Source organism: Amycolatopsis echigonensis (assembly GCF_002846615.1).
Taxonomy (GTDB): Bacteria; Actinomycetota; Actinomycetes; order Mycobacteriales; family Pseudonocardiaceae; genus Amycolatopsis; species Amycolatopsis echigonensis.
In genome coordinates this window covers 4,523,172-4,536,130 of the sequence record NZ_PJMY01000003.1, presented here as the reverse complement: position 1 = coordinate 4,536,130, position 12,959 = coordinate 4,523,172, and the positions used below count along the sequence as shown (strand labels likewise).

Genomic DNA, 12,959 nt, shown 5'->3' with positions numbered 1-12,959 from the left:
CCATTCCGACAAGCCTCACCGCGGCGACTGAGCAGCAGTTTTGTCTACATCAGGCGAAAACGCTGCGTGCGCGGCAATTCCAGCCAGCAGCCCTGACAACTGGATAGTATATTATTTAGCGCAAGCAACGGACCGGTTACCGTGACCTGGACACCCCGCCCCGGCGGGTTGCGAAGGGGAGGCGTCAGGGATGTCCACAACGCACGAGCAGGCCGGCGGGCTCAGCAAGAGCCAGCACACGTATCAGGTGCTGAAATCCCGGATCACCGCCGGCGCGTACCCGGCCGGACACCGGCTGGTGCTCGGTTCGCTGGCCAAGGAATTCGACGTGAGCACGGTCCCGGTGCGGGAAGCGGTGCGGCTGCTGCAGGCCGAGGGGCTGGTGCACTTCGAGCGCAACGTCGGCGCGACCGTCGCGGCGATCGACCCGGTCGGCTACGAGCACACGATGCAAACGCTCGCGATCGTGGAAAGCGCGGCCACCGCGCTCGCCGCGCCGCATCTGACGGCCGACGACCTCGCCGAGGCCGCCGAACTCAACGACCGCCTGCGCGCCGGTCTCGACCAGCTCGAACCGGTCGAGTTCACCCGGCTCAACCACGAGTTCCACGAGGTGCTCTACACCCGCTGCCCCAACCCCAGCCTGGTCGACCTGGTCAACAAGGGCTGGGCCCAGCTCGCCGCGATCCGCGATTCGACGTTCTCGTTCGTGCCCGCCCGCGCGCTCGCCTCGGTCGCCGAACACGACCAGCTGCTGGACCTGATCCGCTCCGGCTCCGGAGCCGAATGGATCGAGCACTGCGCGCGGGCGCACCGGTCCGCGACGCTGGACGCGTTCCTCAGCTGGCAAGCGGAAACGCACCACAGCTGAGGCGAGACGGGCGCGTGCCCCCGGACGTCCGCGAGGGGAGCCTTCAGTCAGGATTTCCCGCACGGACCTTCGCGACGCGCGGCGAGCCGTGGGAAGAGAACGGCGGTGCCGTCAGGCGGTCATGTGCGCGAGGATCGTCGCGAAATCCTGCTGCGGAATGGCAAACAAGCCGCGGCGGAACGGCAAACCCCAATGCGCCGGGTCGGCGACGAAGGACAACTGGCCGACCAGCGGCTTGGCGTCCACTCGCGTGCAGGCGTGGAAGGAAGCCGCGAGCCGCCACGGTCGGAAGTCGTCGCTCACGTAGGCCTGGTAAGGCTTTTCGCCGGTAATGGTGGCCCATGCGGTGAACTGCCGGACCGGTGCGCCTCCCCGCAAGCTCGTGCGCGGCGAGTAGAAAATCATCTCGTCGCCTGGACTTGGCTGGCGAAGACGTGTGCCCGCACCGTGGTCCGCTTGCGTGAAACCGCCCTCGATGGCCGCTTCGACGTGGTCCAGGCTGACGGTGTTGATCCAGAACCGCTGACCGGAGGGGACGTCGTTCATTTCGCCGTCACCTCCTCCACGAGACCGGTTGGCGAGCGACTTCCCGCTCCACTACGACCGACCTCGCTTCGCGCTGGCCGAGCGCTCCGGTCGCCCCGAAAACCAGGCTGCTCGGCTCAGCCACGGTCGTGGAGGGTGACGTGGTAGCCGTCGGGGTCGGCGAAGGTGAACGTCCGGCCGAAGGGACCGTCGATCGGCGCGGAGACGATGGGATGCCCGTCGGCGACGAGCGCGTCGTGAATGGCCTGGACGTCGGTGGCGAGCAGCCAGATCGCGGCGCCGATGCCCGGGTGGGCGGCCGAGGCGAGATCGGTGCCGGGAACGACCTCGCGGAGGGCGAACGCGATCGGCTTCGTTGCGAAGACGACGGCGTGCGGCGGTCCGGCCGGCGAGCGGACCAGGCCGAGGTAGCGCTCGTAGAACGCCTGTGAAGCTTCCAGGTCACGCGCCTGGAGCGAGAGGAAATCGGGGCCGATGGCGGGCACGGTGCTGCTCCTTTTCATCATGTCAGGTTCCTGACACACTCGACTGTATGTCAGAATCCTGACATGAGTCAAGACCGCGGCGGCGTCGACCTGGACAAGTCACTGGGCTATCTGCTGAAAGAAACCTCGAGCGCGCTGCGGGCAGCCATGGAGGAAGTGCTGCGTCCGCTCGGGATGACGGTGACGCACTACTCCTGCCTGGAACTGCTGGCTCAGCGGCCAGGCCTGTCGAATTCCGAGCTCGCGCGGGGCGCGTTCGTGACCCGGCAATCGATGAACGTGCTGCTCCAAGCCCTGGAACGGGACGGTTACGTGACCAGGCCCGCGGCGGCGCCGGTCGGCAAGGCTCTTCCCACCCGGCTCACGCCTCGCGGACGGCGAAGCCTCGAGAAGGCGAGCGCCGCGGTCCGGGCCGTCGAGGTCAGGATGCTGTCCGGGCTGACTGCGGCCGAGCAGGCGGACGCGTTCCGGATCCTGCGGAGCATGGCCCGTTCCCTGCGGGACGGCGCCTAGCTCAGCCGCGCGATTTCCGGTACCACCGCGGCGAAGTGTTCAGCGGCGGCTTGAGCTTCGCCCGCACCACCAGCACGTTCGGCTCGTCCGATTCGACGAATTCGCTCAGCAGCCGGCGAAACGCGCGACCGAAGCCCGACACCCGGTCCGCGTGCACACCGAACGAACGGGCCAGTCCGACGAAATCCGGGCTGTCCCAGTCGACTCCGCGATGCGGCAGGCCTTCCTGGTCCTGGTCGAAGCGCAGCATGCCGTAGCCGCCGTCGTCCACGACCACGACCGTCACCGGCAGCTGCTCCTCGGCGAGCGTCGCCAAATCCCCTACTGCGTAAAGGAAACCGCCGTCACCAGTCACGCACAAGACGCGCCCGCCACCAGCTGCCTCGGCCGCCGCGCCCGCGCCGAGCGACGCCGGGAAGCCGTAGCCGAGCGTGCCCCAGCCCATCGGATACGCCAGCCGCCGCGGCGCGCGGACCCGGTGGAAGCCGCCAATCCAGTACCCGGCGACACACATGTCGGCGACGATCGTCCCGTCCGCCGGGAGCACCTCCTCCAAAGTGGACAGAAAGTCGGCGGCCTGCGGTTCCTCGTCGCGGATGCGCCCGCGCACCCGGCGGCCGATGCCGGCCAGCCGCGCGGTCAGTTCGTCCAGGCCGGGACGCTGTTCCGGATGCAGGGATTCGACGACGCGGCGGGCGTCGCCGACCAGGGTGACGTCCGGCCGGTAGTTCTTCGCCGCGTCGCCCGCGTCGACGTTGACCGCGATCAGCTTCGGCGGCGCGGGCATCAGCCAGTTCTGGGTCATCAGGCCGTCGAAGTCGGTGCCGATCGCGAGCACCACGTCGGCCTCGTCCCACAGCTGCCCGACCTCCGGCGCGTGCACCGGATTCGGGGCCAGGCAAGGATGATCGAGCGGAAGCAGGCCGCGCGCGCCGAACGTGGTGAGCACCGGCGCGGCCAGCCGCTGCGCGAGTTTCCCGATCGCTTCCCCCGCTTCGGAGCGCAACGCACCGCCGCCCGCCCAGATCAGCGGACGGCGTGCGGACGCCAGCAGTTCCGCCGCGCGAGGCAGATCCGGCAGATCGAGCACGCGTTCCGCGGGCGGCGCGGGCGGTTCGCGCGGCGGCGTGGTTTCGCGGAGAAAATCGGTCGGAATGCCCAAATAGACCGGACCGCTTTGCGGCATCAGCGCGAGCCGGGCGGCGCGGTGCAGCGTCGCGGCGATCTGGTCCGCGCGGTGCACGGTGAAGCCCGCCTTGGTCACCGGCGCGAACATCGCCTGCTGGTCGGAAGTTTCGTGCAGTACCCCGCGCACGACACCCGGACGGCGCAACGTCGACGGAATGTCCGTGGCGATCACGAGCACCGGAGCCGCGGACGCCATCGCTTCGCCGACCGCGCCGAGCGTGTTCGCCGCGCCGGGACCGGTGGTCACGAGCGCGACGCCGAGTTTTCCCGTCCTGCGGGCATAACCGTCGGCGGCGTACCCCGCGGTCTGTTCGTGCCGGACGTTGACGAGCCGGATCCCGGTGTCCGCCAACGCCTCCCACAGCGGCAGGTTGTGGACGCCAGGCAGGCCGAACACCACCTCGGTCCCGAGAGCCGTGAGCGCGTCCCCCAGCTGCTGAGCTCCAGTCCGTCCTGCCACGACCGCGATGGTATCCGCCTCGCGTAAGCAGCTGCAGACACGTCACCGGACAGGGTTTGTCATCGCCGCGCGGCCCGGTTGTCCCCCACCTGGCCGCGCGATCTGAATCACCGGCTTTTTCGTGCGTACACTCCGGGTGCCGGGGACGCCGAGGTTCCCGGCGCGGCGGAAAGGGGTGGCGCAATGCCGTTGATGCCGGTGACCGACTCGATGTTCCTGATGGTCGAGACCCGCGAGCACCCGATGCACGTCGGCGGGCTTCAGCTGTTCCGCAAACCCGAGGGCGCGGGCGAGGACTATCTCCGCGACCTGCGCCGCTCGCTGCTGGAATCGGACAACATGCGCAGCGTGTTCCGGATGCGGCCGAGCCGTCCGGTGAACACCGTCGGGCACGTGCGCTGGTCGCGCGACACCGATCTCGAACTCGACTACCACTTCCGGCATTCCGCGCTGCCGCAGCCGGGCCGGATCCGCGAACTGCTCGAACTCACCTCGCGCTGGCACAGCACGCTGCTCGACCGGCACCGGCCGCTGTGGGAAACGCACCTCATCGAAGGACTGCGCGACGGCCGGTTCGCGGTGTACTCGAAGATCCACCACGCGCTGATGGACGGTGTTTCGGCGCTGCGGCACCTGCAGGGCACGCTGTCGGACGACCCGGCTGACCTGGACTGCCCGCCGCCGTGGGGTTCGCGCGAGAAGCCGGCCACGAACCGCAACGGCCGCGCCTCGACGTCGCCGTTCGCCCTGGTGGGCAAGACGTTCGAGCAGGTCGCGGGGATCGCGCCGGCCGCGGCGAAAGTGGCGCGCGAGGCGTTCCGCGAGCATCGGCTCACGCTGCCGATGCAGGCGCCGAAGACGATGCTGAACGTGCCGATCGGCGGCGCGCGCCGGTTCGCCGCGCAGTCCTGGCCGCTCGACCGGGTGCGCGAGGTCGCGACCGCCGCGGGCGTGTCCCGCAACGACGTCGTGCTCGCCATGTGCTCCGGCGCGCTGCGGGATTACCTGATCGAACAGAGCGCGCTGCCGGACGCGCCGCTGGTCGCGATGGTCCCGGTGTCGCTGCGCCGCCGCGACTCCGGCGACGCGACCGGCAACAACATCGGCGCGCTGCTGTGCAATCTGGCCACCGATCTGACCGACCCGGCGGCGCGGCTGGCCGCGATCTCCGAATCGATGTCGAACGGCAAGAAGCTGTTCTCGCAGCTGTCGCCGTTGCAGACGCTGCTGCTGTCCGGGATCAACGTGGCCCAGCTCGGCGCGTCGCCGATCCCCGGTTTCGTCGGCAACACGCGGCCGCCGTTCAACCTGGTGATCTCGAACGTCCCCGGCCCGCGCAAGCAGATGTACTGGAACGGCGCGGCGCTCGACGGCATCTACCCGGCGTCGGTGCTCCTCGACGGGCAGGCCTTGAACATCACGCTGACCAGCAACGGAGACAATCTCGACTTCGGCGTCACCGGGTGCCGGCGCAGTGTCCCGCACCTGCAGCGGATCCTGACGCACCTGGACACGGCACTCGCCGAGCTGGAATTCGCGACTCGGGTGTAGCCGGTCGATCGAGGTCTTCCGGGCTGGGCCCGCGGACGTTCTTCTGGCCCGGTGCTCACCACCGGGTTGCGGGCACCGCAGTTTCCGCGCCACGAGTGTCCTTTGTGGACTCTCATCGCTGTTCTTCTGGCGGTCTGGCTGGGGCCTGGCGCTCGGGGTGCAGACCGCGGGCGCGCTGACTGGCGGCCATCGCTGGTCCCGGTGCTGATCGCGATGCTGGTCGCCGGGCTGGCGATGGAGCAGTTCAGCGTCGCGTGGTCCGGCAGTTCACGACCCGGCAGGCGGCACCGGCCGTACCGACAGGAAGTTGACCGCGCTCGCGCTGAACACCAGCTCGTCGTCGCCGTTGAACAGTTCCATCCGGGTGCGCACGAGGCCGCGGTCGGGCTTCGACTTCGACAGCCGCGCTTCGGTCACGGTCGCCCGCATCCGCAGCCGGTCCCCCGGCCGCACCGGACGCGGCCAGCGCAGCTCGTCGACGCCCGGGCTGCCGAGGCTCGCGACCGATGACAGGTAGTGGTCGGCGAACATCCGCATCATCAGGCTGGAGGTGTGCCAGCCGCTCGCGACCAGGCCGCCGAACGGGCCCTCCTTCGCCGCCACCGGGTCGACGTGGAAGCTCTGCGGGTCGTACTTCTCCGCGAACTCGACGATCTCCGCCTCGCTGACGGTCGTGTCGCCGAACTCGTATACCGCTCCCTCGGGGTAGTCCTCGAACCAGCGGTCGTCGATGGGCGCGGTGAACTCGGTCATGCGTGCCAGCCTGCCACAGCCGGCCGCGCCGCAAACGCGCCGAGGTCCGCCGGGTTTACGGCGCGGCCCAGGGCCGGACCTCCTCCAGCAGCTTCGCCACCGCCAGCACCAGATCGTCCGAATGCCGAGGGCCGACGATCTGCAGGCCCACCGGAAGGCCCGTTTCGGTACGCCCGGCTGGGACGCTGATCGCCGGCTGCTGCGTCATGTTGAACGGGTAGGTGAACGGCGTCCACTCCGGCCATTCGGTCATCCCGCTGCCCGGCGGCACGTCGTGGCCCGCCTCGAACGGCGGGATCGGGACGGTCGGCGTGAGCAGCACGTCGTAGCGGGTGTGGAACTCGCCCATCAGGATGCCGAGCGCGGCACGTTCCGCCGTGGCGTCGAGGTAATCGCTCGCGGAATAGGTGCGGCCCTTTTCCCACACGCGGCGCAGGCCCGGGTCGACTCGCTGTTCGCTGCCCGGAGGGAACGCTTCGAGCGACTTCGCCGCACCGGCCGACCACAGCACGTCGAAGGCGGGTTTCGGGTCGGCGAATCCGGGGTCGGCCTGTTCCACCTGCAGTCCGGCGTCGGCGAGCGATTGCACCGCCGAGGAGACGATCGCCGCGACTTCCGGGTCCACGTCGACGAAACCGAGCGTCGGCGAGAAGGCGGCGATCAGCCCGCGGACGTCGCGCCGCACTGCTTCGCGGTACGCGCTGATCGGCGGCTCGAGCCCGGTCGGGTCGCGGTGGTCCGGCAGCGCGAGGACGTCCAGCAGGAGCGCCGTGTCGTCCACGCTGCGCGCCATCGGCCCGGCGTGCGCGAGCGGGCCGAACGGGCTCGCCGGGAACAGCGGGACCCGGCCGTGCGTCGGCTTCATGCCGACGATTCCGCAGAACGACGCGGGAATCCGGATCGAGCCGCCGCCGTCGGTGCCGACGGACAGCTCGCCCATCGCCGCCGCGACCGCGGCCGCGCTGCCGCCGCTGGACCCGCCCGCCGTCATCCGCGGGTTCACCGGATTGCGCGTGATGCCCGAGAGCGCGCTGTCGGTGACGCCCTTCCAGGCGATCTCCGGCGTGGTCGTCTTGCCCAGCACGACCATGCCCGCTTCGCGCATCCGCGCCATCACCGGGCTGTCGACGTCCCACGGCTGGTCCGCCGGGATGCTCGCGGAACCGCGCAGCGTCGGCCAGCCCTGGGTGAGGAAGATGTCCTTGATCGAAGCCGGGACGCCGTCGAGCGCGCCGATCGGATTCCCGTCGCGCCAGCGGGCCTCGGCCGCTTTCGCCTGGTCGAGCGCACGCTCGGCGTCGACGAGGCAGTACGCGTTGACCTCGCCGTCGCGGTCCTCGATGTTCTGCAGGGCGCTCTTCGTCGCTTCGACCGGCGACAGCTCGCCGGTGGCGTAGGCGGCGACGAGTTCGCTGGCGGTCAATTCCCGGTCGCCCATCCGGCGCCTCCCTGCGATTCGGACGGCACGTAGCCGAGCCGTTTGTCCACGACGTTCCACAGCGGTTCCCCGGCGAGCCAGCGCCGGAAATTGCCCGCGAACACCTCGACCAGCGTCCGCCGCCAGCCGTGGAAGTCACCCGACATGTGCGGGGACAGCAGCACGTCCGGCATGGTCCACAGTGGACTCTCGGCGGGCAGCGGCTCGGTTTCGAAGACGTCGAGCGCGGCGCCGGCGATCTCCCCCGCCTTCAGCGCCGCGATCAGATCGGAGGTGACCACCAGTTCGCCGCGGCCCACGTTCACGAACCGCGCGGACGGTTTCATCGCGGCGAACGCGGCGGCGTCGAACAGGCCCTTGGTCTGGTCGGTGAGCGGCGCGACCGCGACCACGTAGTCGAATTCGGGCAGATACCGTGTCAGTTCGGCGGATTCGTGCACGACACCGAAATCCGGATCCCCGACCCGGGCCCGCCGGCCCGCCCCGGACACGCGCATGCCGGCCGCGCGCAGCATCCGCGCGATGGCCCTTCCGATCGGCCCGGTGCCCACCACCAGCGCTTCCCGCCCGGCGATCCGCTCGGTCTCGCGGTGCTTCCACGTGCCGGCGCGCTGCAGGTCGAGCGAGCGCGCGAAGTCCTTGGCGAACGACAGCACGACGCCGAGCACGTACTCCGCGATGGCGTCGTCGAACACCCCGCGCGAGTTCGTGAGCACGACGTCGCTGTCGCGCAGCCCCGGGAACAGCACCGGGTCGACGCCGGCGCTCGCGATGTGCAGCCACTGCAACCGGTCCGCGGCGTGCCAGGCCCCGGGGACCGCACCGGAAAGGAAATCGTAGACAAACAGGGCGTCGGCACCGGACAACGCACCGGCGAGCCCGCGCTCGTCGGTGTAACGAACTACTGCCGCGTCTTCGATAGCGGCCATGTCCGGTGGTTGGTCTGCCCCGCAGAGCACTGCCAGTACGGGGGTTTCCGGGGCGATCACGATTGACACGGTAAAAGTGGCTCGTATGATTGTCAACAATCCGAGGACTACCCCCGGAGCACCGGACGGGGCATCTGCACAGGCGTATTCCGGAGGCTGAACCTTGGATCTGGACTTTCTCGCGTTCGAGGGCCCGCTAGCCCAGCGCGGCATCGGCGTGATCGCGCCGTTCGACCTCGCGCTCGAGCGCGAACTGTGGCGCTGGGTGCCGATGGAGGTGTCCCTGCATCTTGCCCGCACCCCCTACGAACCGGTCCCGGTCAGCATGGAGATGGCCCAGCTGGTGAGCGACAGCCGGCACCTCGCCACGGCCACGCGCGACGTGCTGCACGTGGAGCCCGAGGTGGTCGCGTACCTGTGCACGTCGGGCAGCTTCGTGAACGGCATCGACTACGAACGCTCCCTCACCAAGGCGATCTGCGAAGCGGGCGCGCCGGACGCGGTCACCACTTCCGGTGCCCTCGTCGAGGTGCTGCACCAGCTCGACCTGCACCGGGTCTCGGTGCTCACGCCGTACGACGCCGATCTCACCGGCAAACTCCACGACTTCCTCGCCGAGGTCGGCGTGGACACCGTGTCCAGCGACCATCTCGGGCTGGGCGGCGGCATCTGGAAGGTCAGCTACCGCACCATCGCCGAGCGGATCCTCGCCGCGGACCACCGCGAGGCCGAGGCGATCTTCGTCAGCTGCACCAACCTCCCCACGTTCGACCTGATCGAACCGCTGGAGAAGGCGCTCGGCAAACCCGTGCTGACCGCCAACCAGCTGACCATGTGGGCCTGCCTGCGCCGGATGCGGCTGCCCATCGTGGGTCCCGGCCAGTGGCTGCGGGAGGTCTCTTGACCCGTCCCGCTAATATTGTCGACAATTTGCGCATCCCGGAGGTTTCGTGACCACGATCGGCTTCATCTACCCCGACCACGCGGCCGAGGACGACTACCCGCTCGCGGAACAGCTTCTCGGCGGCTCTGACGGCGACATCGGCCTGCCGGTCGCGCACATCTACGGCACCGACCTGCACGCCGTGCCGGAACTGCTCGACCTCGGCAGCGAAGCCCGGCTCGCCGAAGGAGCCCGGCTGCTCGCGAAGCACCAGCCGGAAGCGGTGGTGTGGGCCTGCACGTCCGGCAGCTTCGTGTACGGCTGGGACGGCGCGCGCAACCAGGCCGACCAGCTCGCCAAGGTCGCCGGAGTGCCGGCTTCGAGCACGTCGTTCGCCTTCGTGAACGCGGCGAAAGCCCTTGGCGTGAAACGAGTCGCGGTGGCCGCGAGCTACCCCGACGACGTCGCGCGGCTGTTCGTGGACTTCCTCGCCGCGGGAGGCGTCGAGGTGCTCTCGATGTCGAGCGCGGACATCGACACGGCCGCCGAGGTAGGCCAGCTCGCGCCCGAGGCAGTAGTCGATCTGGCGGTGAGCCACGACCACCCGGACGCCGACGCGGTGCTGGTGCCCGACACCGCGATGCGCACGCTCGGCGAGATCACCGCGATCGAGGAGAAGCTCGGCAAGCCAGTGCTGACCGCCAACCAGGTGACCGTGTGGGAAGGCCTGCGACTGACCGGCACGACGCGGCTGGTGCGTTCGCTGGGCGCGTTGTTCCGGACGAGGGGCTGACCGTGGTCGCACTGCCTGACATAGAGCCGGTCAGCCGGGAATCGACCGCCGCCGTGATCGCCCGCCAGCTGCGCGACGCGATCATGACCGGCGCGCTGCCGCCCGGCACGCAGCTCGGCGAAACCGATCTGGCCGCCCGCTTCCAGGTCTCGCGAGGCCCGCTGCGCGAGGCGATGCAGCATCTCGTGTCCGAAGGCCTGCTGCGCAGCGAACGCCACCGAGGCCTGTTCGTAATCGACCTCGAACCGGCGGACGTGTTCGACATTTACCTCGCCCGCTCGGCCGTGGAAAGAGCTGCGCTGCTGTGCGCGTTCCGCGGTGATCGGGAGGCGGTGGCCGCGGCACTGGAACAGAACGTGGCCGACATGGCAGCCGCTGCCGACGACCCGGCCGCGCTGTCGGAGGCGGACCTGCGGTTCCACGAGGCGCTGATCAACGCGTCGGGCAGCAAACGACTGGTGCGCATGGCCCGGACGCTGCTGATCGAGACGCGGATGTGCCTGACGCTGCTGCAGAGCACGTATCAGGGCGTGGAGGACCGGCTGGAGGAGCACACGCGAATCATCGAAGCCCTGCGCTCGGGTGACGAGGAGACTGCGCTGCACCTGCTGGACGCGCACATGGAGGACGCGATCAGCCGGTTGCTTCCGGGGCGGAGCTTGAGGAACGGGGTCGCGGCTGGGGAGTGACGGCTTGGCTTCCGCAGCCGCCGCGTGGCGAGGCAGGTTCCGAGTGGGAGTCGCGGTCGCGGTGTCGAGGATGGGGTCGGGCCGCGCTCCGAGGCATGGCGAGTGAGGCACGGCTGTTACCTGCGCGGCGCTGAGTAGCGACGCCAGTCTCTGCGCCGGACTCGCAGTCGCCTTGCCGAGCATCCCCGGTCGCGCACCGACGACTGCCGAGCGAGGTCGGCGGCTTCTTCACCACCGCGCCACCGATCAGCGACGCTGGCCTCGCCACAGGACTGGGATCGCCACGCCGAGCACGGCAACCAACCCGCCCCACGCGGCTCGCGCGCGGGCTTCGCCGCCAACCGCGTCCCCGGGCAGCGACGCAAGCCTCCTCGCCGGGCCTGCAATCGCCATGCCAAGCATGGCAACCACCCACCCGGCCCCATTCGCGCACCGACGACCGCCGAGCAAGCCGGACGGCTCCTCAACCCCGCACCGCCTAGCAGCGACGCCAGCCTCCCCGCAGGACTGGCGATCGCCATTCCGAGCACGGCGATCAACCACTGTGCTCGGCTCGGGTGCCACGACCGCCGAGTGAAGCGGACGGCTCCTTCACCGCCGCTGCCGCGCAGCGGGACCAGCCCCTGCGGGGAAGTTGCGATTGCTCCGCGATCGTCTCCCGGCCGGGCCGCACGCCGACGCTCGCCGACTGACGCGGGTTGACCTCAGCGCAGGCGAGTGGTGAAGCTGGCTTCCTTACGGGTAAGGCGATTTCGGTGTGGAGCACGGCGATCGAACTGCCTGTCAAGGACGCGTCCAGGCTTTCTGGGTGAGGTGGTTCCCCTACCCGCCGAGCGGCGACGCCGACCTCCGCGCAGGACTCGCGATTGCGTTGCAAGGGCACTGGAGTCATTCTCCGGCCTAGCTGGCGGTTCGATGCCTGCCGAGCGAGGCGGGTGGCTTGTCTCCCCCGCGTCACCGAGCGACGCCGGACTCGTGAGTGCGCCCTGGGGCTCGGCAATCAGCCTCCTCTGCCCAGCTCGCGCTCGGATGCGAAGTTCACAGCCCCAACACCTCCGCGAGCGTGCCGCCCAGGACGCGGGCTCGTAGTTCTCCGGGCGGGGTTACGCGTTCGATCGTCGTGCGGGACAGGAGTGGGTCGCCGTAAGGGGCGTCCGAGCCGAACATGGTGCGGTCTGGGAGTTCGGCGATGGCCAGCCGGACCGCGAAGACGAGGCTGGCTGTCGACAGTTCCAGGTAGATGTTCGGCGTTTCGCGGGCCAGGTCGATCGCGGTGAGCCAGTGTGCGCCGCCCAGTTGGCTGATCACCAGCGGCACGGCCGGGTAGCCGCGGGCCAGTGCGGCCAGGGTGGACAGGTCTCCTTCGGTCGTCGGGGCGGAGCCGTGCACGACGACCGGGAGTCCATTGTGGTCGGTGGCGGCCCGCAGGACTGGTTCGATCCGCGCGGCCGCGCCTGGAGGCGGGGTCAGCTCGCCGATTCCGTGGAAAACCTGGGCGGCGTGGTCGACTTCGGTGGCGATCTGGTCCGCAGGAAGGTCCAGGCGGACTGAGCGGAAGCCCAGGAAACGGTCGGGGTGCGCGGCCAAGGCGGTGTCCAGTTCTTGCCAGGCCGACTCATAGCCGTCGTCGGACTGGCCGTTCAGTGCGGCGTCCAGCACGCTCATTTCCCGGCGGAACGAAGCCAGATCGGTGGCTCGTTCGGGATGCGGCCTGGTCGCGAACAGTACGGCGCGGTCAACGCCCGCTTCGTCCAGCAGGGCGAGGTGCTGATGCACTGGGTCGTGGACGTGGCTGTGGGCATCGATGATCAACGCAAACTCCCGGTCGGGTTGGGCGCGCGGAATGCGGCCGCCGGGACC

The 12,959-nt window shown here is 69.8% G+C and carries 13 protein-coding genes; 6 read left to right on the top strand and 7 right to left on the bottom strand.

Annotated elements, in window-relative coordinates:
• The first annotated feature begins 190 nt into the window (after nt 1-190).
• Entirely contained in the window at nt 191-871 is a 681-nt protein-coding gene (locus ATK30_RS26565) for a GntR family transcriptional regulator (RefSeq protein ID WP_101437912.1), read from the top strand.
• Between the two features lie 111 nt (nt 872-982).
• Here the strand turns inward: ATK30_RS26565 and ATK30_RS26560 are convergent, their stop codons facing one another.
• Together ATK30_RS26560 and ATK30_RS26555 are read right to left on the bottom strand one after the other, a co-directional pair.
• Nucleotides 983-1,417, bottom strand: coding sequence for an EVE domain-containing protein (locus ATK30_RS26560; RefSeq protein WP_101437911.1), 435 nt, complete (start codon nt 1,415-1,417; stop codon nt 983-985).
• A gap of 116 nt (nt 1,418-1,533) precedes the next feature.
• On the bottom strand, nt 1,534-1,902 hold the full coding sequence (locus ATK30_RS26555; protein WP_101441090.1) for a VOC family protein: 369 nt from the start codon (nt 1,900-1,902) through the stop codon (nt 1,534-1,536).
• Between the two features lie 63 nt (nt 1,903-1,965).
• Between ATK30_RS26555 and ATK30_RS26550 the strand changes: the two genes are divergently transcribed.
• Nucleotides 1,966-2,415, top strand: a complete 450-nt coding sequence (locus tag ATK30_RS26550) for a MarR family winged helix-turn-helix transcriptional regulator (RefSeq protein WP_101437910.1) — start codon at nt 1,966-1,968, stop codon at nt 2,413-2,415.
• A gap of 1 nt (nt 2,416) precedes the next feature.
• On the opposite strand, the gene ATK30_RS26545 is transcribed toward ATK30_RS26550, so the two are convergent.
• Entirely contained in the window at nt 2,417-4,063 is a 1,647-nt protein-coding gene (locus ATK30_RS26545; RefSeq protein WP_167442013.1) for a thiamine pyrophosphate-binding protein, read from the bottom strand.
• Between the two features lie 183 nt (nt 4,064-4,246).
• On the opposite strand from ATK30_RS26545, the gene ATK30_RS26540 reads away from it, so the two are divergent.
• Nucleotides 4,247-5,614: a WS/DGAT/MGAT family O-acyltransferase gene (locus ATK30_RS26540; RefSeq protein ID WP_101437909.1), complete on the top strand. Its 1,368-nt coding sequence runs from the start codon at nt 4,247-4,249 to the stop codon at nt 5,612-5,614.
• Between the two features lie 267 nt (nt 5,615-5,881).
• Here ATK30_RS26540 and ATK30_RS26535 read toward each other — a convergent pair whose 3' ends face one another.
• From ATK30_RS26535 to ATK30_RS26525, 3 genes are read right to left on the bottom strand one after another with little or no spacing between them, the layout of a single operon-like run.
• Nucleotides 5,882-6,367 (bottom strand): MaoC family dehydratase, encoded by a 486-nt coding sequence (locus tag ATK30_RS26535; protein WP_101437908.1) that lies wholly within the window; start codon nt 6,365-6,367, stop codon nt 5,882-5,884.
• Nucleotides 6,368-6,422: 55 nt separating this feature from the next.
• A complete protein-coding gene (locus ATK30_RS26530; RefSeq protein WP_101437907.1) occupies nt 6,423-7,805 on the bottom strand; it encodes an amidase in 1,383 nt (460 codons plus the stop codon).
• Nucleotides 7,787-8,734 carry a D-2-hydroxyacid dehydrogenase gene (locus ATK30_RS26525; protein WP_220817721.1) on the bottom strand — a complete coding sequence of 316 codons (948 nt, stop codon included), beginning with the start codon at nt 8,732-8,734 and terminating at the stop codon, nt 7,787-7,789. Before ATK30_RS26525 ends, ATK30_RS26530 begins: the two co-directional genes overlap by 19 nt.
• 163 nt (nt 8,735-8,897) lie before the next feature.
• Here ATK30_RS26525 and ATK30_RS26520 point away from each other — a divergent pair, with 163 nt between their 5' ends.
• Genes ATK30_RS26520 through ATK30_RS26510 form a run of 3 tightly spaced genes read left to right on the top strand, consistent with a single transcriptional unit; the run spans nt 8,898 to nt 11,099 of the window.
• Nucleotides 8,898-9,638 (top strand): maleate cis-trans isomerase family protein, encoded by a 741-nt coding sequence (locus ATK30_RS26520; protein ID WP_101437905.1) that lies wholly within the window; start codon nt 8,898-8,900, stop codon nt 9,636-9,638.
• A 46-nt stretch (nt 9,639-9,684) separates the two neighbouring features.
• Complete coding sequence (locus ATK30_RS26515; protein ID WP_101437904.1) at nt 9,685-10,410, top strand: maleate cis-trans isomerase family protein; 726 nt, start codon at nt 9,685-9,687, stop codon at nt 10,408-10,410.
• Nucleotides 10,411-10,412: 2 nt separating this feature from the next.
• Nucleotides 10,413-11,099 (top strand): GntR family transcriptional regulator, encoded by a 687-nt coding sequence (locus tag ATK30_RS26510; RefSeq protein WP_167442012.1) that lies wholly within the window; start codon nt 10,413-10,415, stop codon nt 11,097-11,099.
• Between the two features lie 1,038 nt (nt 11,100-12,137).
• Here the strand turns inward: ATK30_RS26510 and ATK30_RS26505 are convergent.
• Complete coding sequence (locus tag ATK30_RS26505; protein ID WP_101441087.1) at nt 12,138-12,911, bottom strand: amidohydrolase family protein; 774 nt, start codon at nt 12,909-12,911, stop codon at nt 12,138-12,140.
• Nucleotides 12,912-12,959: the final 48 nt, after the last annotated feature.

Coding starts and splice junctions, on each gene's coding strand:
- ATK30_RS26525 (WP_220817721.1), bottom strand. CDS start 8,734: ATGGCCGCTATCGAAGACGCGGCAGTAGTTCGTTACACCGACGAGCGC.
- ATK30_RS26550 (WP_101437910.1), top strand. CDS start 1,966: ATGAGTCAAGACCGCGGCGGCGTCGACCTGGACAAGTCACTGGGCTAT.
- ATK30_RS26540 (WP_101437909.1), top strand. CDS start 4,247: ATGCCGTTGATGCCGGTGACCGACTCGATGTTCCTGATGGTCGAGACC.
- ATK30_RS26530 (WP_101437907.1), bottom strand. CDS start 7,805: ATGGGCGACCGGGAATTGACCGCCAGCGAACTCGTCGCCGCCTACGCC.
- ATK30_RS26560 (WP_101437911.1), bottom strand. CDS start 1,417: ATGAACGACGTCCCCTCCGGTCAGCGGTTCTGGATCAACACCGTCAGC.
- ATK30_RS26535 (WP_101437908.1), bottom strand. CDS start 6,367: ATGACCGAGTTCACCGCGCCCATCGACGACCGCTGGTTCGAGGACTAC.
- ATK30_RS26565 (WP_101437912.1), top strand. CDS start 191: ATGTCCACAACGCACGAGCAGGCCGGCGGGCTCAGCAAGAGCCAGCAC.